Here is a 21,823-nt window from a genome sequence, read left to right as displayed (position 1 = left end):
GCCCGCCAGGAACATGTCATGCGCGTCAGCCCGCTTCACCGGCCGCAACCGGACCCGGCTGCCCTTGCCGATCGCGACCCCGGCCACGGTCACGGTGTCGGTCTCCGGTGACATCGACGCGTCCGCTTCCGGATCCCACCATGGCGGCTCCGTCACTACGGAAACGTCGACCGGCTCCTCACCGGTGATCGTGCGCAGGTACCGGATGGTGCCGTGCAACCGATCCAGCAACTCCGGCGGCATCCCGTCGACCCTGTCGATGATCTCGGCGGCACGAGCATCCGTCGCGCGCGCCTGACGTTTCTCCTCATCGGTCAACGTCATGGTGCGCAGGGTCAGGATCTCGTCGATCTCCAACCCGTCGTAGAGCGGACCCTGGCTCTGCTCGGCGATTTCCGGATGGTCGGAGAGGATGATCGGCGAACACAAAACGGTGTCGCGCCCGACGAGCACCGGCCACAGACGCTCGTTGACACACTCCTTCGTCACCAGCGAAGCCCACTCAGGCGGATCGGTCAGGGAAAGGAAGGCCCCGTCCGGTATCGAGAGCAGCACATGGGCGGCGATCATCGCATGGGCCAGCGCCTCGTTCCGTCCGGCGCCCCCGACGTCCCAGTGAGACCTGTTGTGGACACGCACTCGCAGTTTCACGCCGCCGAACGGCCCTGGTAACGCGTGGCCTTGGATTCGTAGCTCTCCTCGCAGACCGGCACGACGACGCACCAGCCGTGCGTCGTCACGGCCTACGATCGGCTCGACGTCTTCGCCACCGTCCACTTGGAACGGAACAGCCGTTCCCCGGAGCAGGACGCTGAAGGGGAGCACGGTCTCGAACTCGCGCTCGACGGCTTCGTCCCACGTGGTGTATTCGACGTCGTCGACGGTCAGCGAAGGCACCGGCTCATCGCTCGTCTCGACGACCCGTTTCTGCAGTTGCAGGAACCGCAACCGGAGGTGGAGTACGCCCTGCGCGGGCGGTTCCGCGATCAGTTCGGCCTGGGCACAAGCATGTTCGCCGATTTCGTCGCCCGCGTAGGACTCGGGCATCAGCACACCCCATTGCCAGCGAACCTGGTTCTTCGCGGCCGACGCGCGGTACGGATACAGGAGGTAGCCCTCGTACAGAACGGCGTCGGCCACCGCCCTGGCCCGGTTCAGGGAGCTCGTCACGGTTTCGTCCGCTCCCTGAGGTAGGTGACGGTCAGCTCCCACAACGCGTGGTACAGCGTGGTCTGCGCTTCTTGGACGCGATGTACCGACGGTGACGGCACCACGAACAGATGGTCGACGCTGTCCAGCTCGGCCATCTTGCCGCCGTCGTAGCCCGCGATGCCGATCGTGAGCAGGTCTTGCTTCTTCGCCTCGTCGAACGCCCGGAGCAGATTGGGGGAATTGCCGCTGGTGGACAGGCCGACCACCACATCGCGAGGTCTCGCGAAGGCCGCGATCTGCCGGGCGAACACCACGTCGAAGCCGACGTCGTTGCTCAGTGCGGTGATCACCGCGACGTCGTTGGTCAGCGCGAAGGCCGGCAGCGGGGGAAAGGCGCCGCCGGGCCCAGGCGCCGGACTGAGGAAGAGCGAGGCCAGATCTTGCGCGTCGGTGGAGCTTCCACCGTTGCCGAAGGCGAGGAGACGTCCGCCGTCGGCGAATCGCCGGGCCATCGCCGCGGTGCATTCCAGCAGACGCCCGCCGTCACGGTCGAAGACCGACTTTCGCAGCTCGACGATCTCCCGTGCTTTGTCTCTTGTGGACTTGCGGACCTGCTCGAATACCGCGTCGATGTCGGACGAATCCGAGTACAGGAATGGGTAGAGTGACTGGATGTCCGGTGTGGGCGCTGGGGATTCGTCACTCCGCTTCATCGGCCATCAGTCCTCACGAGTGCGATCGCCTCGCCGGCGTGCACCAGGATGGTGTCGCCCACCTGTGCGGTGACCAGTGCGATGCTCACTTGCTCTTCGCCGCCGTCGACCCCGCTCACGACGGCGAGTTCCTCTTCGAGCAGGCGGAGGATGGTAACGGGGCTCGCGGAGTCGGAGCAGGTCAGGCAGACGTCGTCACGGCATTCCGGGATGTTCAAGCGGTCGCGTCCTTTTCGAGCACACCGGGCCGTTCGACAAGGACGTGGACGAACTCCCAGAGAAGGTGGTACATCGTCACGTGTACCTCTTTGACCACTCTGGGGTCGGTGGAGGAGGCGATCAGCACGTGGTCGGCGGCGTGGTAATCGGCGATGACGCCACCGTCGCCGCCGGTCAGCGCGACGGTCAGCATCCCGAGCTCGCGGGCCTGCCCGAGGCCACGCAAGACGTTGACGCAGTTTCCCTGGGTGGACAGCGCGAGTGCGATGTCCTGTGGGTCCGCGAGGAAGCGGATCTGGTGCGCGAAGACTTCGGCCAGGCCTTCACGGTTGGCGATCCCGGTGAGCGTGGCGACGTCGGAAGTCAGGGAAAGGGCAGGTAAGGCCCGTTTGCCCACGATTACGGGATGCACGAACTCGACGGCGACGTGTTGGGCGTCGGTACTCGGGCCGCCGTTGCCGAATATCAGCAGTTTCCCGCCGCGGTGGAATCTGGCGGCCATACCGTGGCAGGCGTGCGCGATGTCCGCGGCGTGCTCGGCGAGATCATTCAAGGGTCGGATACGACGATCGACGAATGCTTCGAGAACATTGACGCCGCCGGAGCGCGACGGTTCTGTCAAGACCGGATTCCTTAATTGGTTTAGGACGGGCAGGCGGTTCCGTTCGGTGTGAAATTCACCGATGATCAAGATCTACTTCGAGCCTCAGGGAAATTCGTGGGCGTTGGTCGCCACCTCTGCTGAATGAGGCACTAGTGTTCGCCGCCGTCACCGATCCGTCAATCGGGCATCTCGGTGACGCGAGACAACCGATCGGCGATATCACAGCGGTGGCTGACCGAAGCGTTCTTGCAGTCGGCGCAGGTCCCGCATCCGCGGCTCGGTCTCGCCTCCCAGCCAGCGTCCCACCGTCTTCACCGAGACTCCGAGCTGCCGGGCGGCAGCCTCCTGTGTGAGCCCCTCTCGGCTCAGGGCGCCGGCCATCCACTCGGAGAAGCTCGCCGGCTGCCCGGGATGCGTTGCCTGCGCGGGAGGCGGCGGCATGGTGGCTTCCAGCTCGCTGACCTGCTCAAGAGTGGGCTCGCCGGGTTGTCCGGTGTGTGAATGGAGAACGTCGACCTCGACATGCTCCGGGAAGATCCGGAACGAGATCTGGATCGAGCCGGTCGGTCCGGCGGCGTCGAGTAGCGCGCGGAACACCGTCTGGCTCACCTCACGGTTGGCCTGGTCGGTGAGTGGCGAGTCCGAGAGGGAATGCCGGACGAATTCGCGGATGTCCGGGATCGACGAAGGTCGAGCCGGAAAGATCTTGGAAAGAACGACCACCGGAAGAAGCTCAATGGGTGTCCTTTGGTCTGGAAATTCCGGAACTTCCACGTGAACCCGCCCGTCTGCCAGGTCGGGACAGCGTACAGGGGAAACCGTGGGCTCCCCAGAGGCGGACCGGGTTACCGGAAAGGACAGTTGTGTCCGGTGCTCGGACCGTAGTGTCCTTGTGCTGCATACGCGCGGGGTCTACGGTGTCTCCGGTCGGAACCGTGAATGCCGATCTTCCCAGTGATTAATTCTCTCTGATCCAGCGGCCGTCTTGTCGGTCTTTCACCATTCTCATTGCTCGTCAGCCCGTCTTGAGGCGGCCAAGCCGCCTGCTAGGAGGTAATCATCGATGACCACGGCCGACAGGGCAGTGGGAGCTTCGAAGGCAGGGGAACCCGACGAACCTGTCGTGCATATCCTGTGGATGAACGGTGGTCTCGGTTGTGACGGTGATTCGGTCGCCTTGACGGCGGCGACCCAGCCGAGCATCGAGGACATCATGCTGGGGGCGTTGCCGGGTCTCCCGAAGGTGGCGCTGCACTGGCCGTTGCTCGATTTCGAGTGCGGGCCGGAGACCGGTGCCGACACGTTCATCGAGTGGTGGCACAAGGCCGACCGTGGTGAGCTCGACCCCTTCGTGCTGGTCGTGGAGGGTTCGGTTCCCAACGAGAAGATCAAGTCCGAGGGCTATTGGTGCGGGTTCGGCAACAACCCCGCGACGGGGCAGCCGATGACGACCAGTGAGTGGCTGGACCGGTTGGCGCCGAAGGCTTTGGTGGTGCTGGCGGTGGGCACGTGCGCGACGTATGGCGGTATCCACGCGATGGCGGGGAATCCGACGGGTGCGATGGGTGTGCCGGACTATCTCGGCTGGGATTGGCGTTCGAAGGCGGGCATCCCGATCGTCTGTGTCCCCGGCTGCCCGACCCACCCGGACAACCTGTCCGAGACGATCCTCTACCTGCTGTTCCAGGCCGCGGGGCAGGCGCCGATGATCCCTCTCGACGAGGCGCTGCGCCCGCAGTGGCTGTTCGGCGCGACCGTTCATGAGGGCTGTGACAGAGCGGGTTCCTATGAGCAGGGCGAGTTCGCGGTCGACTACGGCTCGTCGAAGTGTCTGGTGAAGCTGGGTTGCTGGGGTCCGGTGGTGAAGTGCAACGTCCCGAAGCGTGGCTGGATCAACGGTGTCGGCGGTTGCCCGAACGTCGGCGGGATCTGCATCGCGTGCACGATGCCGGGCTTCCCGGACAAGTTCATGCCGTTCATGGACGAGCCGCCGGGGTCGAAGCCGGCGGCCGCGGCGAGTACGGCTTACGGGACGGTGATCCGCGCGCTGCGCGGCTTCACGAAGAAGACCGCCGATGAGGAACCGAAGTGGCGGCACAAGGGAGATTCCCTGACTAGCGGCTATAAATCGAACTGGTGAACGGAGCGAGATTCATCGATGGTTGACAAACGGACCTCAGGCCTGGTGGAGATGGCGTGGGATCCGATCACCAGGATCGTGGGCAGTCTCGGTATCTACACGAAGATCGATTTCGCGAAGAAGGAGGTCGTGGAGTGTCATAGCACGTCGTCGATCTTCCGTGGTTACAGCATTTTCATGAAGGGTAAGGATCCTCGGGACGCGCATTTCATCACGAGTCGTATCTGTGGGATCTGCGGGGACAATCACGCGACGTGTTCGGTGTACACCCAGAACATGGCTTACGGGGTGCGGCCGCCGCATCTGGGTGAGTGGATCATCAATCTCGGTGAGGCCGCGGAGTACATGTTCGATCACAACATCTTCCAGGAGAACCTGGTCGGGGTGGATTATTGCGAGCGGATGGTGGCTGAGACCAATCCGGGGGTGCTGGAGCTGGCGAACCGGACCGAGTCTCCGCATGCTGCTGAGCATGGGATGCGGACGATCGGTGACATCATGCGGTCGCTGAATCCGCTGGAGGGCGAGTTCTACCGTGAGGCGTTGCACGTCTCCCGCTATACCCGGGAGATGTTCTGCTTGATGGAGGGCAGGCATGTGCATCCGTCGACGTTGTATCCGGGTGGGGTGGGGACGGTGGCGACGGTGCAGTTGTTCACCGATTATCTGACCCGGTTGATGCGGTACGTCGAGTTCATGAAGAAGGTCGTTCCGATGCACGACGACCTGTTCGACTTCTTCTACGAGGCCCTGCCCGGGTATGAGAAGGTCGGGCAGCGGCGGATCCTGCTCGGTTGCTGGGGCAGCCTCAACGACCCCGATCACTGCGACTTCAGCTACGAGAACATGGAGAGCTGGGGTCGGAAGATGTTCGTGACCCCGGGGGTGGTGGTGGACGGGAAGCTTGTCACGACGAGCCTGGTGGACATCAACTTGGGGATCCGGATTCTGCTCGGTCACTCGTTCTACGAGGACTGGGAGGATCAGGAGATGTTCGTGAAGCGGGATCCGCTGGGCAATCCGGTGGATCGGCGGCATCCGTGGAACCAGCACACCATTCCGCGGCCGGCGAAACGCGACTTCGACGACAAGTACTCGTGGACGATGTCGCCGCGCTGGTTCGACGGCAAGGACCACCTCGCCCTCGACACCGGCGGCGGCCCACTGGCCCGCCTGTGGGTGACGGCGTTGGCGGGACTGGTCGATACGGATTATGTGAAGTCGACCGGGCACAGTGTAGAGATCAACCTGCCCAGAACGGCTTTGAAACCCGCGGTGAGCTTCGAGTGGAAGATTCCACAATGGAGCAACGCGTTGGAACGAAACCGTGCGAGAAGCTATTTCCAGGCTTATGCCGCCGGGATGGCCCTGCACTTCGCGGAGAAGGCCTTGGCCGAGATCCGTGGTGGGAACACGAAGACGTGGGAGAAGTTCGTCGTCCCGGAGGAGGCCGCCAGTGTCGGGTTCACCGAGGCCGTCCGCGGTGCGCTGTCGCATCACATGGTGATCAAGGGCGGGAAGATCGCGAACTATCACCCGTACCCACCGACGCCGTGGAACGGCAGTGTCCGTGACACCTACGGCACGCCGGGCCCGTATGAGGACGCCGTGCAGAACACGCCGATCTTCGAGGAGAACCCGCCGGAGAACTTCAAGGGCATCGACATCATGCGCGCGGTGCGAAGTTTCGATCCCTGCCTGCCGTGCGGCGTGCACATGTCGGTCGGGGCGGGCAAGGAGATCACGAAGTACCACACGCCCCATGCCTTCAACGCCGAATACCAGGAGTGATGACCGGATGTCGACAACGGCCGACATCGGGGACAGGATCGAAACACTGCTTCGCGAGATCCCGGATGTCCGTGGCAAGGAGATCGCGGAGGAGCTGATCCGGCTGCTGGTCGGGATGTACGGCGAAGGCCTGGAACGGGTCGCCGCGCTCGTGGACAGGGGAACCTTGTTCCGCCTTACCGATGACGACCTCGTCGGCAGTCTGTTCCTGCTGCACGACCTGCACCCGGTCGACGTCGACACCCGGATCCAGCGGGCGCTCGACGAGGTCCGGCCCTATCTCGGCTCGCACGCCGGCGGGGTCGAGTACCTCGGCGTCGACGAGGACGGGATGGCCAAGCTGCGGCTGGAAGGCAACTGCCAGGGCTGCCCGTCCTCGACGCTGACCGTGAAAACGGCGATCGAGGGCGCCATCGCCCAGGCGGCGCCCGAGATCGCCGGTGTCGTGGTCGACGGCGTCAGCGTCCCGGAACCGGTCACAGTGCTCCAGATCGGCATGGGGCCGCCTCCGGGATGGAACGCCCCCGAGCCTGCCCGAGCGGAGTGGAGCCCGGCGCCGAAGGCGGTGCCGTGATGATCCGGAAAGCCGGCCTGCGGCGCTTCGTCGGTGCCGCCGAGCCCGCTCCGGTGTCTCCTCGGTCGTCGCACCCGCAAGAGGACGGCTGCGAACTGTGCGCCCAGCCGACCGGAGAGTGGCACGGTCACGTGGTCGATACCGGGCACCGTTCCCTTCAGTGCGTCTGCCGTGCCTGTTTCCTGCTGTTCACCGTTCCGGAGGCGGGCGGTGGCAGGTACCGGGCAGTGCCGGACCGCTATCTGCGCGACGACGAACGCACGGTGACGAGGGCCGACTGGGAAGGCCTCGGCATCCCGGTGGGCGTGGCCTTCCTGGTGCGCGGAGCCGAGGGCACCGAAGCGTTCTATCCCAGCCCGGCGGGTGCGACCGAGTGCCTGCTGAACCTGGACGCCTGGGCCGGTCTGACGGCGGCACATCCCTTGCTGGCGGCGGCGGAGTCCGAGGTCGAGGCGATCCTGATCCACCGCACCGACGACCGGATCGAGACCTACCTCGTTCCGATAGACGTCTGCTATCGGCTGGTCGGCACGGTGCGGAGGTACTGGAAGGGCTTCGACGGAGGCCAGGAGGCGCACGAGCACATCGACGCGTTCTTCGGCGACATCCGGGCTGCGTCCCGGCAGTTCTTGGCGGGGGAGTGAAGCGTGGCCGAGCTGGCCTTCGACTGTGTCGGTGCCGAGCCCGAACGCTACGGCGTCGTACCGAGCCTCACCCTCCGGCTGCGGATCACCGAGACCGGCGGTGAACGGGTGGAGGCGATCGCGCTGCGCTGCCAGATCCGGATCGAACCGCATCGGCGGCGCTACTCGGCGGAAGAGGCCGAGCAGTTGCACGATCTGTTCGGAGACACCGGCCGGTGGGCCGAGACCGTGAAGCCGCTGCAGTTCCTCACGGTGTCCGCCATGGTGCCGGGATTCACCGGGAGCACCACACTCGAACTGCCGGTGCCGGTCACCTACGACCTCGAGATCGCCTCGGCCAAGTACTTCAACTCCGTCACCGACGGTGTCATCCCGCTGCTGTTGCTGTTCAGCGGCACTGTCTTCGGCAAGCGTGACGGACGGTTGTCAGCAGAGCAGGTGCCGTGGAGCAAGGAGACGTCCTTCGGTCTCCCGGTGAACGTGTGGCGGGAGACCGTCGATCTCCATTTCCCCGGCAGCGCTTGGTTGCGACTCGACCGGGAGACGTTGGCCGCGTTGCAGCGCTACAAGTCACGTCACGCGTTGCCCACCTGGAACGACACCGTCGCGGCCCTGGTGAACGGCGCGGACGCCGGAGACCAGACGCCGCCCGGGAAACCGTGAGACGGTCGGGTACGCCCGGACGGCTCGGCCAGGGCCAGGACAGGCCGAGCCGCCCATCGGACAGAACTGTCCGCGGGCAGGTCAAGGGCGGGAAAGCCGCTGCCCCGCCATGGCCAGTTCGATGGTGCAGCCCGAGGGGCCCGAGCTGATCTCGAGCCATTCGCAAAGCCGGTCGGTCATCCGCAGACTGTCGTCCAGCCGCGCCGGATTCGGCGACCGCGGATCCGGATACGGCCGGATGTCCAGTGGCTGGTCACAGTGCAGCGTGCACAGGACGCGGCCGGCCACCGGTCGTACCCAGACGGCCACCCGGTCGACGCCGCGATTGAGCAGGTTGTCGAGTACCGCGCCGACGGCGATGTCGAACATCGCCACGGTGGTCTCGGCGACCAAGATCGGTGCGGCGCGATTCAGCACGTACCGGCGTACGGCGACCAGGTCTCCTTCGAAGCGGAACAGGTCGGTGACGCTGTCGAGGGTCTGCATCGCCGTATGGGATCCGGCGAACTCCTCCGGCACGATGAATCGCGCGGAAGGTTCGGCTCTTCGCCCCACCGCGCACTGGGGGTGAGTGCGGTGAGCGCCTTCGACGATGCCGCTGTCGACGACTCTTGTGTCGTAGGGGCAGACCAGCCAGATCCCGGTGCCGGCCAGTGACACGTCAAGGCCTGCCTCCATCCGGTGCCAGGCCGCGATCTCTCGCCTTGACCGCCCCTCCCAGCAGGGCTCGGCGATGACGCGGACGGCGCCCGTCGAGCCGCCGGGTCGGCCGTTCATCCAATGCCCACGGAGCGCGTCGGCCCACTGCGACGGCCGTCGGCCGAAACTCGCCGACTCGGCATACTCGATCCTGTCGGCGTCGGAGCCCAGCGCGTCGCGAAGCAGTTCCATGTTGCGCGCCGTCGTGGCGACCAGCACCGGGTCCTCCTGACGGAGACCCTCCACCGCGAACGGCAGGGCCATGGCGAGGAATTCCGCATCGGTGCTGTAGATGCAGCCTTGATGACGCAAACCCGGTGACGGCTGTCCCTTCAGCGGGAGAGATGCCGGTGCGCGGAGCGTTGACGGAGGTCTCGGTCTGCTCTTGGCCGTTGCTCGCATGGTCTCGTGGTCCTCATCGGTTCATGGGCGAATGGCGGCAACCCGGATTATTCGCCGTTCTGGGAGGGGGTGTTTCGCCTACGTGATCGACGTCAACGTTATTCGTTCGGAACACACTGGTCGATCCCCATTTATGTCTGCCACGACGTCCGGTTGTGCGTTTTTCCTTCTGCTGCTGGTCAGGCGTGTCAGGGCTGCCCTGACTTTCAGGTGGTGGCACCTGAAACCCGAGGTGAGAGTGGCGGTTTCGAGGTCGTCGAGCAGTCGGTGCCGATGCGCAGAGTCAGTAATGTCCAGGGTTTCCGTCGACGGACACTTGTGTCCCTGGCGAATTGATGCGGCGGTGAAGGCCATTTCGCCGGCGTCACTTGATTTGTCCCATTGTCGGCTTTTCGCGAATTCATCCACGACACCGGCGGTCAGGCCGGGTCAGTGCCTGAGTTCGCGGCTGGCGAGCCGGTGTTCAGAAGGTGGGGCGCACCGGGTGGCGGACTACGATCGGTCGGCGTGATGACGCTCGTCGTAGCCCTGCTGGCACTTCTGGATTTCGTCCGCGTGGGCGGTCGTCCAGTCGTACAGGTGGCCGAAGGGTTCGCGCAGGGATTCGCCGAGCGGGGTAAGGGAGTACTCGACTCCGACCGGTGAGGTCGGCAGCACGCGCCGTTCGATCATCCCGTTGCGCTCCAGGCGGCGCAGGGTCTGGGTCAGGACCCGCTGGGTCACGCCTTCGAGGCGGCGCTTGATGGCGTTGAACCGGTGGGGCCTGTCGAGGACGGTCATCACCATCATCGACCACTTGTCGGCGATCTGGTCGAGGATCGGGCGGCTGGGGCAGTCGGCCCGGTAGACGACGTCCGTGTCGGTGCCGGGAGTGGTCATGTCGGTATCCTCCACGATCCTTGCGATGCCGAAAGTGCGTTATTGACGCCGGTCTGCCGCCGCTTCAGCCTAGGTATACATCAGGAACTTAGCTGCCTGACAGGTACTGATCGGAGATTCTTCGTGCACCACGACGCCTACGCGACCCTTCGAGTGAGCCACGACGCCGGTGTCGCCCGTGTCACCCTCGACAACCCGCCGGTGAACGTCCTGGACGTCGCCCTCATGGCTGACCTGCGGCGGTTGTTGACCGGGCTGCGGGACGACGACTCGGTCCGGGTGATCGTGTTCGACAGCGCCGATCCGGACTTCTTCATCGCCCACGTCGACATGGCGCTCGTCGACGCGCCGGACGCCTTCGACGAGCTCGCGGTCGACACACCCGACGGTCTCAACGTCTTCCAGGCCCTCGGGGAGATGCTCCGGCACCAGCCCCAGGTGACGATCGTCAAGCTCGCCGGTCTGGCACGCGGCGGCGGGGCGGAGTTCGTCACGGCGGCGGACATGGCATTCGCGGCGATCGGTCGCGCCGGGATCGGCCAGGTCGAGGCCCTGATGGGCATCGTCCCCGGGGGCGGCGGCACCCAGTACCTCGCCGGCCGGATCGGCCGCAACCGCGCTCTGGAGGTGGTGCTCGGTGCCGAACTGCACGACGCGCAGACCGCCGAACGCTACGGCTGGGTCAACCGGGCCGTCCCCGCCGATGAGCTCGACGACGTCGTCGACCGCCTGGCCCGCAACATCGCCGCACTGCCCGAGGGTGTGGTCGCCGCGGCCAAACGCGCCCTCGTCCCCGCTGACCTGGCCGAGGGTTTCCTGCGTGAACACGACGCTTGGGCGGGTCAGATCGCCGCGCCCGCGGCCGAACGGTTGATCCGAGGCGGACTGGCCCACGGTGCCCAGACCCGCGACGGCGAACGCGATCTGGAGGGCTTGCTCCGCGGGCTGGCCGGGTAGCTCCCGCGTAGTCGTCGAAGTGCGGGACCTTGGCCGAACCTGACCATCGAGTCCCTCGCCGAGCCGGACAGTCAGCGGAACAGGCGGAAGAACCCGCGCACCTGCTCGACCAGCGACTCGGGCTGCTCCAGCGCGGCGAAGTGGCCACCATGCGGCAGCTCCTCGAACCAGCGCAGGTCGGTGAACCGCAGCTCGGCCTCCCGCCTCGACGGGCGGGTTATGTCTCGCGGGTAGACCGACAGCCCGGATGGCGCGGTCACCTTGTCCCGGAAGTCGGCGAAGCTCTCCCAATACAGGCGCGCCGACGACGTGGCCGACGCGGTGAACCAAGAAACGGAGATCTCGTCGAGGATCGTCTGCCGCGACAACGCGTCCTCGGGATGGCCGTCGTTGTCCGTCCACTCCCGGAACTTCTCGGCGATCCAGGCAGCCTGACCCGCCGGAGAGTCGGTGAGGCCGTAGCCGAGCGTCTGCGGCCGGGTCGCCTGGATCGCCGAGTACCCCCGGCCGGTGCGCTGGAACTCCTTCTCGGCCTCGAGATTCACCAGCTCCGCGGGCGTCGGGTCGTCGAACGTGCCTGCCGCCACGGATCCCAGGTTCAGGTGCACGCCGGCGACCCGCCCGGGTGCCACCTCGCCCAGTGTGCCGGACACCGCCGAACCCCAGTCGCCGCCCTGCGCGCCGTACCGTTCGTACCCCAGCGAGACCATCAACGTGTCCCAGGCGCGCGCGATGCGCGTGATGCCCCATCCGGTCGTCGACGGCTTGTCACTCCAGCCGTACCCGGGCAACGACGGCGCGACCACGTGGAACGCGTCCGCCGGGTCACCGCCGTGCGAGCGCGGGTCGGTCAGCGGGCCGAGCACCTTCAGGAACTCCAGCACCGAACCCGGCCAGCCGTGCGTGAGCACGAGCGGGAAGGCGTCCGGTTCCGGCGAGCGGACGTGCAGGAAGTGGATGCCCAGCCCGTCGATGGTGTCGCGGTACTGCGGGAAGACGTTCAGCCGCTCGGCGAACCCGAAGTCGTAGTCCTCGGCCCAGCTGCGGCACAGCTCGTGCGCATACGCCAGCGGCAAGCCCTGTGACCAGTCGTCCACCGGCTCGCGCTCCGGCCATCGCGTCCGTCGCAAGCGTTCGCGCAGATCCGTGATCTCGGCTTCGGTGATGCTGACCTCGAATGGTTCGGCGGACATGGCAAGGCTCCTTACCGGTCAAGGGGTTCTTGGTCAGGTGTCGGACTGCTTGCGGTCCTGCACGCGGCGGGCGACGGCGAGTGCGATCGGTGCCAGGAGCCAGCACAGGTACGCGCCGGCGTCGCCGGTCAGGAACGAGACCGGAATCGAAATCCCGAACACGGCGGCCAAGCAGACGCTGCGCAGCAGGCTTTGGGCGAAGACCCTGGGTGGGCCGTCGGTCCGGTACAGGTGTTCGCGCCGGATCTCCCGGATGATCAGCGCGAACGACGCGGAGGCCAGAACCTGCACCATCGCGTACAGGCTGAACCGGAGCGGGAACGCTCCCTCGGCGGTGAGCACCCGCGTCGCGAACGGCATCAGGACCTGCATGAACAACCAGCCCAGGGTGAGGCTGATCAGGCGGCTGCTCACAGAGCGGACATGGGGGAAGATCTCGTGGTGGGCGCGCCAGTGGGCGGCGATCACCACGAAGCTGAGCGCGAAGGCGAGGTACTCCTTGCCGTGGGCCGAGATCGAGCTCAGCATGGCGTTGGTGGTGTCGCCTCGGGGGATGGGGAGATCCAAGGCCAGCAAGGTGAGCGCGATCGCGATCACCGCGTCGACGAAGATGGTGAGCCGCTCGGCGGCGGCCGCGCGCGTCTGCCCGCTCGCGTCGGCGGGGCCGGTCGCTGTCGTCATGGTGAGGATCAGCTCCCGCGGTGTCAGGCGGCGAATTCCGCGGCCGGTCGTGGAGCGGCCACGAGCCGCCGGGAGCGCACGGCCAGGATGATCATGACCGCCGGGATCAGGATGTCGTTGACGAGGACCCCGCCGGTGTTGCCGGGGGAGTGGTCACCGCCCGCGAACCATTGGTAGACGTGGCCGATCGCGGCTCCCCAGAGGAACATCCCGCCACCGAGGCCGATGGTGATGCGCTCGCGCGCGGACGCCGAGGCGGCCCGGAAGCCCATGACGGCCAGTGCGAGGTTGGCGAAGGCGATCTCGAACATGAACGGCGTCCGATCGAAGCCGATCGCCGTGGCCATGACGTCCGGGAAGGCCAGGAACGCGACCGTCATCCAGAGGCTGCCGCAGCCGAAGGCGCCGATGGCCCACCAGCGCTGCCAGATCTCGAGCCGTTCTTGAGGTGACGTCGCGTGGCGGGCTCGGAGGAAGGCCCCGACGGCGGGCACGACGATCCAGACCAGCGGGAAGGCGGATTGGGCGAGGTAAGCGAGGTTGTCCATGGCAACAGTCTTAACTGGTTAATATTAACAAGTCAAGACTCTGGTATGGTGAGGTCGTGGATGACGGACTCGCAGACCTGCTGCACCGCGTGGTCATGCTGATGGGCGAAGCGACCCGGCGGCGCGCCGATGACCCGGACGGTCTGACCTACAGTCAGATGCGGCTCCTGGGCACACTCGAGGAAATCGAGCCGACGACGCAGCATCGGCTCGCCCAAGCGCTGTCGATCTCCGATCCGGCGATCAGCCGGGCCTTGCGGCCACTCGAAGCGGACGGTCTGGTGCGGATCACCGTCGACCCGGAACACGCGCGGCGCCGACTGGTCCGGCTTACCGAGCTCGGCCGGAAAGCCTTCCATGTCGCGGGAAAACCGCTCTACGACGAGTTCCGTGAGGGCCTCATCGCGGCCGGCTTCCCTTATGAGCGTTACCTCGAAGACACCCTTCGGCTGGCCGAAATCCTCGCGACCGACTGAGGTCCGCCTGGGCTGCCGGGAGGCGAGGGGGCACAGGCTAGGCCCGGCGCGGAGCGTCGGCGGTCGGATCGTCGAGTGACCGCGGATTCTCGACCCGGCCGAATCGGGAACCGGCGAGGTGGCCGTGCAACGGCCGGGCCAGGATGAGCAGGGTGATCGGGTTGCCGAAGGGATCTTCGCCGGGTGCGATGTCGTAGCCGACGTCGACCGCGGACTCTTCCTGCTCGTCCGCTTCGACGTGATGGTGGGTGATGTCGTCGTCGACGGACCACGTGCCGCCGAGAGTGCGGTGGAATCGCAGGCCGAGGTTCTTCTCGGCGGTGGTCGTCCAGGTGTAGCGGGCGACCGAGAACTCGGTGCTCCAGCTCGACCAGTAGAGCCATCCGGTGCCGTCGTCGTGGAATGCCAGGTCGACGGACTCGACCCTGCTCGGATGCAGGATCTCGTCCGACCACAGGCCGAGTAGCCGTTCATCCATCATGGGGGACTCAGGCCCAGCCGACTTGTTCGTAGAACGGCGTGATCCACGCCCGGAACCGCTCGCCGTGGACCTCCTGGGCGGCGGCCACGAGGGCGTCCGGGTCTTCGGCCGGTGTCAGGCCACGTTCTCGAAGCCACTCGACGAACGCCGCATGCGAGCCGCTGTGGTCGTCGTCTTCCTCACGGAAGTAGTAAGCCGAGTCGTGGTCGACCGTGATTTCGGCGTCGTAACCCAACAGTCGCAGGAGATCCCGGAAGTCGCGGGCGACGACCTCTTCACCACCCTCGTCGCCGAAGGCCACGACAGGCAGCAGGGCGAGGTCCGTCTCGTCCGAGGAGCGCCAGATGGCGTACAGCGTTCCAGTCCCGTTCGCCTGGGCGAAGGGAATCAACCGCGAAAGGAACTGCGGGTCGCTCAACTCCTGGGGGAAGTGTCCCTTGTCGTCGTAGCCGTACAACTCGAAGCCCTCGGCGAGGAAGTCGCCCTTCGAATCGTAGAGGTCTTTCAGCTCGTTCAGGATGGGGATCGGTGAGTACACGCGGCCAGCATATTCGAGCCACGTCGACGGCCGGGGCAAGCAGGCGTGAAAGTCCCTTCCATCCACTGTGGACGCACGACGCTGGGGCGGGTTTGCGGATGGTGCACGAGGATGCGCTGAACGGATCAGGTGACGCCGGGTGTTCTGCTCTGTTCGAGTGGTTGTCGTTTCCGGTACTGTGGCCGGTGATCGCCGGGCGCTAGCGTCGGGCCGGTCTGGCGGTGGACCGCCGCTTTGGGGAGGGCCTTCGGGCTTCGAGGGGAGATTTTCTCATTATGCAAAGAAAATTCTCGCGGTCTTCGATGAGGATCAAGCTCGTGGCCACGCTCACCGTGGCGGGTTTGGTCGCCACGACGGGTACCGCGCTCGCCGATGCCGACGCCGACCGGAAGGTCGTGCAGGAGGCGCTGGACCAGGTCGTCGGGAGCGGGGGAGCGCTCGGTGTGCAGGCCAGGGTGACCGATGGCCGCCAGCGGTTCACCGCGCGCTCGGGCAAGGCGGAGCTGGATTCGAACCGCCCGGTGCCGGAGAACGGCCGGTTCCGCGTCGGCAGCATCACCAAGACGTTCGTGTCGACGGTGCTGCTGCAGCTCGCGGGCGAAGGCAGGGTCGACCTGGACGCGCCGGTCGTCCGCTACCTGCCCGGTCTGATCGACGGCCGCATCACGACGCGCCAGCTACTGCAGCACACCAGCGGTCTCTACAACTACACCGACGCGTTGCCGCTCGACCCGGACGAGTTCGAGAAGATCCGCTATAAGCACTGGAATCCCGAGGATCTGCTGAAGATCTCGACCGGCAGGCCGCTGGACTTCGATCCCGGAACCCGGTGGAGCTACTCGAACACCAACTACGTCGTCGTGGGTCTGCTGGTGGAGAAGCTGACCGGCAGGCCGTACGAGAAGGCTGTCGAGCAGCGGATCCTGAAGCCGTTACGCCTCGACGACACCGAGGTTCCCGGAGACAGGGTCGAAATCAGGGGCCCGCACGCCCACGGCTACGTGACCGTGGCGGGCAAGCCGAACGACATCACCCGCATCAACCCGTCGGTCGCGTGGGCCGCCGGCGAGATGATCTCCACGACCCGCGACCTGGACACGTTCGGCGTGGCACTGGCGAGCGGCAGGTTGCTCGGGCCCGCGCAGCTGCAGGAGATGGCCAAGACCAGCGCGGTCAGTCCCGAGTACGGTCTGGGCCTGCAGGTGGAGACCCTGCCGTGCGGTACCAAGGTATGGGGCCACGGCGGCGGCATTCCCGGCTACTCCTCGCAGCTGCTGACCACGCCGGACACCACGAAGCGGCTGGAGCTCTCGGCTACGAGCGCGCCGACCGTGGGCGACCCCGGCGACGCGTTCCGCAAGCTGCTCACCGAGGTCTTCTGCTGACCGGTCCGGCGACGAGAGCGCAGGGTACCGATCGTTCTCTCTGCTAATCTGGGCCGGATGGTGACCAAGACTCGAGGCCAAGTCTCCGAAGCCCGGACAAGGCTGCTCGCGACGGCGACGCGGATCTTCTATGCCGAGGGTGTGCACTCGGTGGGGATCGACCGGATCGTCGCGGAGGCGGAGGTCACCCGCGCCACGCTGTACCGGCACTTCCCCAGTAAGGACGAGCTCGTCGTCGCCTACCTGGAGGGCGTCGCCGAGATGGAACGCGAGGGGATCGGGAAGGCGCTCACCAGCGGCCTTCCCGCGGCCGACGTACTGCGAGCCATCGCCGAGTCGATCGCCGGGGGTATTCGGTCGGCCCGGTTCCGCGGATGCGCCTTCATCAACGCCGCCGCCGAGTTCCCGGACCCCGAACACCCGGTTCACCAAGTCGTCCTCGCTCATCGCGAGTGGCTCCTGCGTGCCGTCACCGACCAGTTCGGGCAGGTCGGCGAGACCTCGCCGGAACCCGCGGGACGGCACTTCATGCTGCTCCGGGACGGCGCGATGGCGTCGGGCTGCCTGTCCGACCCCGCGGAGGTCTGCGACACGTTCCTTCAAGGCGTCGACGGAATTCTGCGGCACCGGATGACCTCCGCCTCGAAATAGTTCCAGGACGCGCGACAGCGCCCCTTGCCGGCGGGCATCGGACACTCCTGATGAGATAGAACGTTCGGTCTTGACAGGCATGACACGGTCGTCCATGCTGAATGAGATAGAACATTCGGTCTACTTGGGAAGAGATTCCCGTTCTGAAGGGGTCACCGTGACTACTGTCGACTCGCCCGCCGTCGTCGGGTTCGCGCCGGCGCTGCGCCGGTTGTACTTCGTGCGATTCGCGTTCGCCATCGTGTGGGCGGTCCTGGTGTTCCTGACGACGAAGTCGGGCTTGGGTGCGGCGGGCGTAGTCCTGGTCGTCCTCTATCCGCTGTTCGACGTGGGTTCGGCCATTGTGGACGCTCGCTCGGCGAAGGACGGCGGATCGGTTCGCGGCCTGTATGTGAACATGGCGATCAGTTCGCTCGCCGCGGTCGGTCTGGCCGTCGCCGCGGCTTCGGACATTCCGGCGGTCTTGCGGGTGTGGGGCGCCTGGGCGATCGTCGCCGGACTGGTCCAGCTGGTCGTGGCGGTCAAGCGTCGCAAGATGGGTGGCCAGTGGCCGATGATCCTCAGCGGCGGGATCTCCGTTCTGGCGGGCGCCACCTTCATCCTCGGGGCCTCCGCTGCGAACCCTTCGCTGACCAACGTGGCCGGGTACGCCGTCGTCGGGGGCATCTTCTTCCTGGTCTCGGCGATCCGTCTCGGCCGCGCTCCCCAGGAAAGCTGACGTCACCCCCTGTGACAGAACATGGTGACAGATAGGTGTTGAGGGGTAAGGCAAACGTGTCGCACCCGGGGTGTACGGCGTCCGAGCACGCGAGATCCGTCTCTGCGCACGCGACACGTTTGCCTTACCCCTCAATAAAAGTGGCGCTGGTCACTGCTGTCCCCTGGGTGACGAAGCGTCCATTTTGGAGTGACCAAGAGGTTATCCCTGCTCCTCCCGCAGAGATAACCCCTGCAGTCAAAGGAAAATCTGTCTCCGCTACGCATCCGTCGGCAAGGTGGCTCGCGATCCATTCAGCGGGTGGTGTCACTCTCCAGGTACGGTTGATCGGCCCAGACTTTTCGAGGAGCTGACGCCGACACGGAGGAACGGTCCTATGACGCGACCCGAACCGGCCACGAAGAATCCAGACAAAGGGTACGTGGCTCTTTTAGGGTGGAGCCTGAACGCCGTCGAGGCGCTCGACCGGTTCGATCGGCGGTACGTCGTCGTGGCGCCGGATTGGGCCGAGAAGTACTGCGTGGAAAATGACATTCCCTATCTGCCATGGAATTTCGAGCGGCTCAACGACCGCTCGCTGGAGATCGCCGAGACGCTGCAGCGCGAAGGCGTCGACGTCGCGATCCCGCTGTTCGAAGAAACCGTCGAGTGGGCGGGGGCGATCAACTCCGTGCTGCTGGACAATCCGCGTCTGTTCGGCCAGGCCATGTTGCTGCGGGACAAGTCGCTGATGAAGCGCCGCGCGCAACTCGGCGGGATCCGGGTGGGGATCTTCGAGGAGGCCCACGACCGCGACGACGTGATCCGTTTCCTCAAGCGCGTCAACCAGACACTCCTCAAGCTCGACGGCGATCCGAACGATCCGATCCACCTCAAGGCCTTCGACAAGGCGGGCTGTCTCGGGCACCGCATCGTCCGCACCCCCGATGACGTCGACGCGATCCCGGAGGACGAGTTCCCGGTGTTGATGGAGTCGCATCTCGACGGCTGGGAGTTCGCCGTCGAGGCGTGGATCCACAACGGGAAGATCAAGTTCCTCAACATCTCCGAGTACGTGACCCTGGGTTACTCGGTGTTCGTGCCCGCCACCCCCGAGCTGGAGCGGTACCGGCCGCAGATCACCGCGCAGATCGAGAAGCTGATCAAGACCTTCGACATCGAGTTCGGCTTCGTGCACCCGGAGTACTTCGTCACGAACGACGGCGAGATGTACTTCGGCGAGGTCGCCTACCGGCCTCCGGGCTTCAAGGTGTTCGAGCTGCTCGAACGCGCCTACGGGTTCAACGCCTACCAGGGACTGGCGCTGGCCTTCGACCCGAAGACGACCGAGGAGGAGATCGACGCCTTCTTCCCGCGGGAGGTCGAGGACGCCGCCGGGGTCGCGGGCTGCTTCGGGGTCTACCCGCGCCGCCGGGTGGTCAGCGAGCTGCGGATCCCGCCGGAAACCGAGGACCACGACTACTACGAGTCGCACGACCTGTCGGCACCGCTGGAGGAGACGGTGACCAAGCGGACCGCGTTCGGTACACACTGGGGTCTGTTGTACTTCTTCGGCGATGATTCCTACCGGATGCGGGAGCTGCTGAAGCAACAGGAAGAGTTCGACTTCTACGTCTGAGGTCGACCCCGGACCAGGAGACCGACCCGAGGGAAGTCTTTGAAACCGAACGGCGATGTTCCCGGCGTGGCCACCACGCTGGACAAGCGCGTGGCCTCGCTGGACGACGCGATCAGGGCGATGGCCGAGACCCGCGACTTCGGCAAGCACACGAAGCTGCGGCGGGTGCTGGAGGCGCTGCGGCGGGTGCTGGTGCAGCCCGGCGGTGCCGCGGCGGTCCAGGCCAGGGCACGGGCGCTGGAGGAGGCGGGCCTGTTCCTGGGGACGGACTGGGCCACCCCGGAGATCCTGATCCCGGCGTTGGTCGGACCGGGGCTGCACGCCGGGGACGCGGACACCGTGGTGATGGAGGCGTGCAGCGAGCTGCGCACGCTCGCCGTGGCCTGTGGTGACTACGCGCATCCGACGTTGTCCGCCGAGGACGCGAGCGAATTCCTGTCGCAGGTGCTCGCGATGAACCTGGAACTGCTGTTCACGCCGCCGACCGAGGCGGAGCGGACCCGGCAGGGCCGGACCGCGCAGCTGATCAGGGATCTGTTCCGGCACGTCGCCGACGAGATCGGCTACGAGAGCGTGCTGGACAAGCTGGTCGAGGAGATCTGGCGGATCCTGCGCCAGCGCCCGATCCAGGTCGACCAGGTGCAGTCGCTGATCACCCGGATCGCGGTCTACCGCGGGGATCCGGAGGTCGACCTCGGCAACGCGTCGGGGCAGGGCGTCGACAGGCTGATCAGCGCCCTGTTCGGGACCACGGAGGCCTGCCGCGAGGACCCGGGCACCGAGGTCTTCCGGTCCCGGCTGGAGGCGATGGACGACGGCGGCCTGCAGTACGAGGCCACCGGGTTCGCCAGGGCGATGCACGACACCGGGCTGGTCTCGCCGTACCACGCCGAGCTGCTGCGATTCCTGCGGCACAAGAGCGACTACCTGCTCGGGGAGGCACTCGGCCTGTCCGACACCGGCCGCAACAGCCTGCTGCGCCACCGCGACCTGATCCACCGGCTGATCGAGGTGGCGGTGCATACGCAGACCGCCCAGTGCGTCTACGGGCTGGCCTTGCTGCTCGACCGCGGCATCCTCCACTCCCCGCCGATGGTGCCCGCGCTGTGGCGTCAGCTCGGGCTGGAGCTGTCCGAGTCCGCGCGCGAGCGGCTGACGACCGTGTTCGGCGACGAGCCGGGGCCCGAGGCGCGGCTGATCGCGGGCGTGCTGTCGATGCTGGGTCTGCCACTGGGAGTCGGCCAAGGCGACAATCCGACCTGCCAGTCGGCTCGCGCGCTGTCGATGTGGGCCTACAACGACCCGGACTACCTGCTGCAGATCGTGGTCTGGGCGGCGCGGGACGACGAGGTCGTCATGCACTTCGAAGGCCAGCGGATCTCCTCGAACGACAGCGCCGCCGGCCTCGCGAGCACCCCGCCGTCCGACCTGGACCCGGTTTCGTTGCTCGTGGTGCCGCATCTGGACCGGATCTACGCCGAGATGGGGCGCCGCTGCATCGGCAGGCCCGGCGATCCGCACCGCTGGGTCAACCCCGAGTTCCACGGCTGGTGGACCGCGCGCGGGTTCCGGATCAACGTGGACGTCGAGACCGGGAACCTCATCGATCTCGACACCTTCCTGCGGCAGTTCCACGCGAGCTACCACCCGGCCTACAACGGGGGGCAGCCGCTGATCCACCCGCAGCCCGCCGGGGTCGCCGTCACCGACAGCGCCGCCCGTTACGTCGGCTGGCACGCGATCACCATCCTGCGGGTCGCCCCCGACCCGCACGAGGTCACGCGGGTGTACTTCTACAACCCCAACAACGACAGCGGACAGGACTGGGGCGACGGGGTCGTGGTCTCGACCGCGGGCAACGGGGAGCGGTTCGGCGAGGCTTCGTTGCCGTTCGACCAGTTCGCCTCGCGGCTCTACATCTTCCACACCGACCCGCTCGAACACGGGGAGCCGGGGAAGGTGCCGCCCGAGGACATCACGCGGATCGTCGACTACATCGAACGGAGCTGGGGAGCGAACCGGTTGCCCGCCAGCGGACTTCAGGCATCGAGCGGACCGCGGGAGTAAAGCCCGCCAACGGGGTGAACCGTTGGCGGG

Annotated in this window: 24 protein-coding genes; 12 read left to right on the top strand and 12 right to left on the bottom strand. The window is 66.3% G+C overall.

Features of this window, described 5'->3' with window-relative positions; translation table 11 throughout:
* The 5 genes from H5J31_RS02185 to H5J31_RS02165 all read right to left on the bottom strand — a co-directional run.
* On the bottom strand, positions 1-1,170 hold a 1,170-nt coding region (locus H5J31_RS02185), incomplete at its 3' end, for a hypothetical protein (RefSeq protein WP_181770700.1).
* A complete protein-coding gene (locus tag H5J31_RS02180) occupies positions 1,167-1,865 on the bottom strand; it encodes a D-sedoheptulose-7-phosphate isomerase (protein ID WP_181770699.1) in 699 nt (232 codons plus the stop codon). The genes H5J31_RS02185 and H5J31_RS02180, both read right to left, overlap by 4 nt.
* Positions 1,862-2,083 carry a HypC/HybG/HupF family hydrogenase formation chaperone gene (locus tag H5J31_RS02175; RefSeq protein ID WP_181770698.1) on the bottom strand — a complete coding sequence of 74 codons (222 nt, stop codon included), beginning with the start codon at positions 2,081-2,083 and terminating at the stop codon, positions 1,862-1,864. Before H5J31_RS02175 ends, H5J31_RS02180 begins: the two co-directional genes overlap by 4 nt.
* A complete protein-coding gene (locus H5J31_RS02170) occupies positions 2,080-2,637 on the bottom strand; it encodes a D-sedoheptulose-7-phosphate isomerase (protein WP_236004516.1) in 558 nt (185 codons plus the stop codon). Before H5J31_RS02170 ends, H5J31_RS02175 begins: the two co-directional genes overlap by 4 nt.
* A 270-nt stretch (positions 2,638-2,907) precedes the next feature.
* Entirely contained in the window at positions 2,908-3,411 is a 504-nt protein-coding gene (locus H5J31_RS02165; protein WP_328701350.1) for a helix-turn-helix transcriptional regulator, read from the bottom strand.
* Positions 3,412-3,751: 340 nt separating this feature from the next.
* Between H5J31_RS02165 and H5J31_RS02160 the strand changes: the two genes are divergently transcribed.
* Genes H5J31_RS02160 through H5J31_RS02140 form a run of 5 tightly spaced genes read left to right on the top strand, consistent with a single transcriptional unit; the run spans position 3,752 to position 8,500 of the window.
* The gene (locus H5J31_RS02160; RefSeq protein WP_181770695.1) at positions 3,752-4,828 is read left to right on the top strand and encodes an NADH-quinone oxidoreductase subunit B family protein; all 1,077 of its coding nucleotides are present in this window, start codon (positions 3,752-3,754) and stop codon (positions 4,826-4,828) included.
* A gap of 18 nt (positions 4,829-4,846) precedes the next feature.
* A complete protein-coding gene (locus tag H5J31_RS02155) occupies positions 4,847-6,619 on the top strand; it encodes a nickel-dependent hydrogenase large subunit (protein WP_181770694.1) in 1,773 nt (590 codons plus the stop codon).
* A gap of 7 nt (positions 6,620-6,626) precedes the next feature.
* Positions 6,627-7,193, top strand: a complete 567-nt coding sequence (locus H5J31_RS02150; protein WP_181770693.1) for a NifU family protein — start codon at positions 6,627-6,629, stop codon at positions 7,191-7,193.
* The gene (locus H5J31_RS02145; RefSeq protein WP_181770692.1) at positions 7,193-7,837 is read left to right on the top strand and encodes a DUF5947 family protein; all 645 of its coding nucleotides are present in this window, start codon (positions 7,193-7,195) and stop codon (positions 7,835-7,837) included. The genes H5J31_RS02150 and H5J31_RS02145 overlap by 1 nt, the downstream gene beginning before the upstream one ends.
* A gap of 3 nt (positions 7,838-7,840) precedes the next feature.
* Positions 7,841-8,500: a DUF6084 family protein gene (locus H5J31_RS02140; protein ID WP_181770691.1), complete on the top strand. Its 660-nt coding sequence runs from the start codon at positions 7,841-7,843 to the stop codon at positions 8,498-8,500.
* Between the two features lie 81 nt (positions 8,501-8,581).
* On the opposite strand, the gene H5J31_RS02135 is transcribed toward H5J31_RS02140, so the two are convergent.
* On the bottom strand, positions 8,582-9,511 hold the full coding sequence (locus H5J31_RS02135; RefSeq protein ID WP_268879144.1) for an MEDS domain-containing protein: 930 nt from the start codon (positions 9,509-9,511) through the stop codon (positions 8,582-8,584).
* 582 nt (positions 9,512-10,093) lie between these two features.
* Positions 10,094-10,480, bottom strand: a complete 387-nt coding sequence (locus H5J31_RS02130; RefSeq protein ID WP_181770689.1) for a winged helix-turn-helix transcriptional regulator — start codon at positions 10,478-10,480, stop codon at positions 10,094-10,096.
* 123 nt (positions 10,481-10,603) lie between these two features.
* Here H5J31_RS02130 and H5J31_RS02125 point away from each other — a divergent pair, with 123 nt between their 5' ends.
* Positions 10,604-11,437: an enoyl-CoA hydratase/isomerase family protein gene (locus H5J31_RS02125; protein ID WP_181770688.1), complete on the top strand. Its 834-nt coding sequence runs from the start codon at positions 10,604-10,606 to the stop codon at positions 11,435-11,437.
* Positions 11,438-11,508: 71 nt separating this feature from the next.
* On the opposite strand, the gene H5J31_RS02120 is transcribed toward H5J31_RS02125, so the two are convergent.
* From H5J31_RS02120 to H5J31_RS02110, 3 genes are read right to left on the bottom strand one after another with little or no spacing between them, the layout of a single operon-like run.
* The gene (locus tag H5J31_RS02120) at positions 11,509-12,630 is read right to left on the bottom strand and encodes an epoxide hydrolase family protein (protein WP_181770687.1); all 1,122 of its coding nucleotides are present in this window, start codon (positions 12,628-12,630) and stop codon (positions 11,509-11,511) included.
* Positions 12,631-12,663: 33 nt separating this feature from the next.
* A complete protein-coding gene (locus H5J31_RS02115; protein WP_181770686.1) occupies positions 12,664-13,311 on the bottom strand; it encodes a TMEM175 family protein in 648 nt (215 codons plus the stop codon).
* Positions 13,312-13,334: 23 nt separating this feature from the next.
* Complete coding sequence (locus H5J31_RS02110; protein ID WP_181770685.1) at positions 13,335-13,859, bottom strand: DUF6790 family protein; 525 nt, start codon at positions 13,857-13,859, stop codon at positions 13,335-13,337.
* A 56-nt stretch (positions 13,860-13,915) separates the two neighbouring features.
* Here H5J31_RS02110 and H5J31_RS02105 point away from each other — a divergent pair, with 56 nt between their 5' ends.
* Complete coding sequence (locus H5J31_RS02105; protein WP_181770684.1) at positions 13,916-14,335, top strand: MarR family winged helix-turn-helix transcriptional regulator; 420 nt, start codon at positions 13,916-13,918, stop codon at positions 14,333-14,335.
* Positions 14,336-14,372: 37 nt separating this feature from the next.
* Here the strand turns inward: H5J31_RS02105 and H5J31_RS02100 are convergent, their stop codons facing one another.
* Positions 14,373-14,813, bottom strand: a complete 441-nt coding sequence (locus tag H5J31_RS02100; protein WP_236004512.1) for a hypothetical protein — start codon at positions 14,811-14,813, stop codon at positions 14,373-14,375.
* A gap of 10 nt (positions 14,814-14,823) precedes the next feature.
* Complete coding sequence (locus H5J31_RS02095; protein WP_181770682.1) at positions 14,824-15,354, bottom strand: hypothetical protein; 531 nt, start codon at positions 15,352-15,354, stop codon at positions 14,824-14,826.
* Between the two features lie 275 nt (positions 15,355-15,629).
* Here H5J31_RS02095 and H5J31_RS02090 point away from each other — a divergent pair, with 275 nt between their 5' ends.
* The 5 genes from H5J31_RS02090 (at position 15,630) to H5J31_RS02070 (ending at position 21,793) form a co-directional block, all read left to right on the top strand.
* A complete protein-coding gene (locus H5J31_RS02090) occupies positions 15,630-16,739 on the top strand; it encodes a serine hydrolase domain-containing protein (protein ID WP_181770681.1) in 1,110 nt (369 codons plus the stop codon).
* Positions 16,740-16,796: 57 nt separating this feature from the next.
* Entirely contained in the window at positions 16,797-17,390 is a 594-nt protein-coding gene (locus H5J31_RS02085; protein ID WP_181770680.1) for a TetR/AcrR family transcriptional regulator, read from the top strand.
* Between the two features lie 157 nt (positions 17,391-17,547).
* Positions 17,548-18,108: a DUF308 domain-containing protein gene (locus tag H5J31_RS02080; protein WP_328701349.1), complete on the top strand. Its 561-nt coding sequence runs from the start codon at positions 17,548-17,550 to the stop codon at positions 18,106-18,108.
* Between the two features lie 376 nt (positions 18,109-18,484).
* Positions 18,485-19,726 carry an ATP-grasp domain-containing protein gene (locus H5J31_RS02075; protein WP_181770678.1) on the top strand — a complete coding sequence of 414 codons (1,242 nt, stop codon included), beginning with the start codon at positions 18,485-18,487 and terminating at the stop codon, positions 19,724-19,726.
* 66 nt (positions 19,727-19,792) lie between these two features.
* Positions 19,793-21,793, top strand: coding sequence for a hypothetical protein (locus H5J31_RS02070; protein ID WP_328701348.1), 2,001 nt, complete (start codon positions 19,793-19,795; stop codon positions 21,791-21,793).
* Positions 21,794-21,823: the final 30 nt, after the last annotated feature.

Source organism: Amycolatopsis pittospori, assembly GCF_013870525.1.
GTDB classification, from domain to species: Bacteria; Actinomycetota; Actinomycetes; order Mycobacteriales; family Pseudonocardiaceae; genus Amycolatopsis; species Amycolatopsis pittospori.
This window is presented reverse-complemented; position numbering and strand designations above follow the sequence as displayed.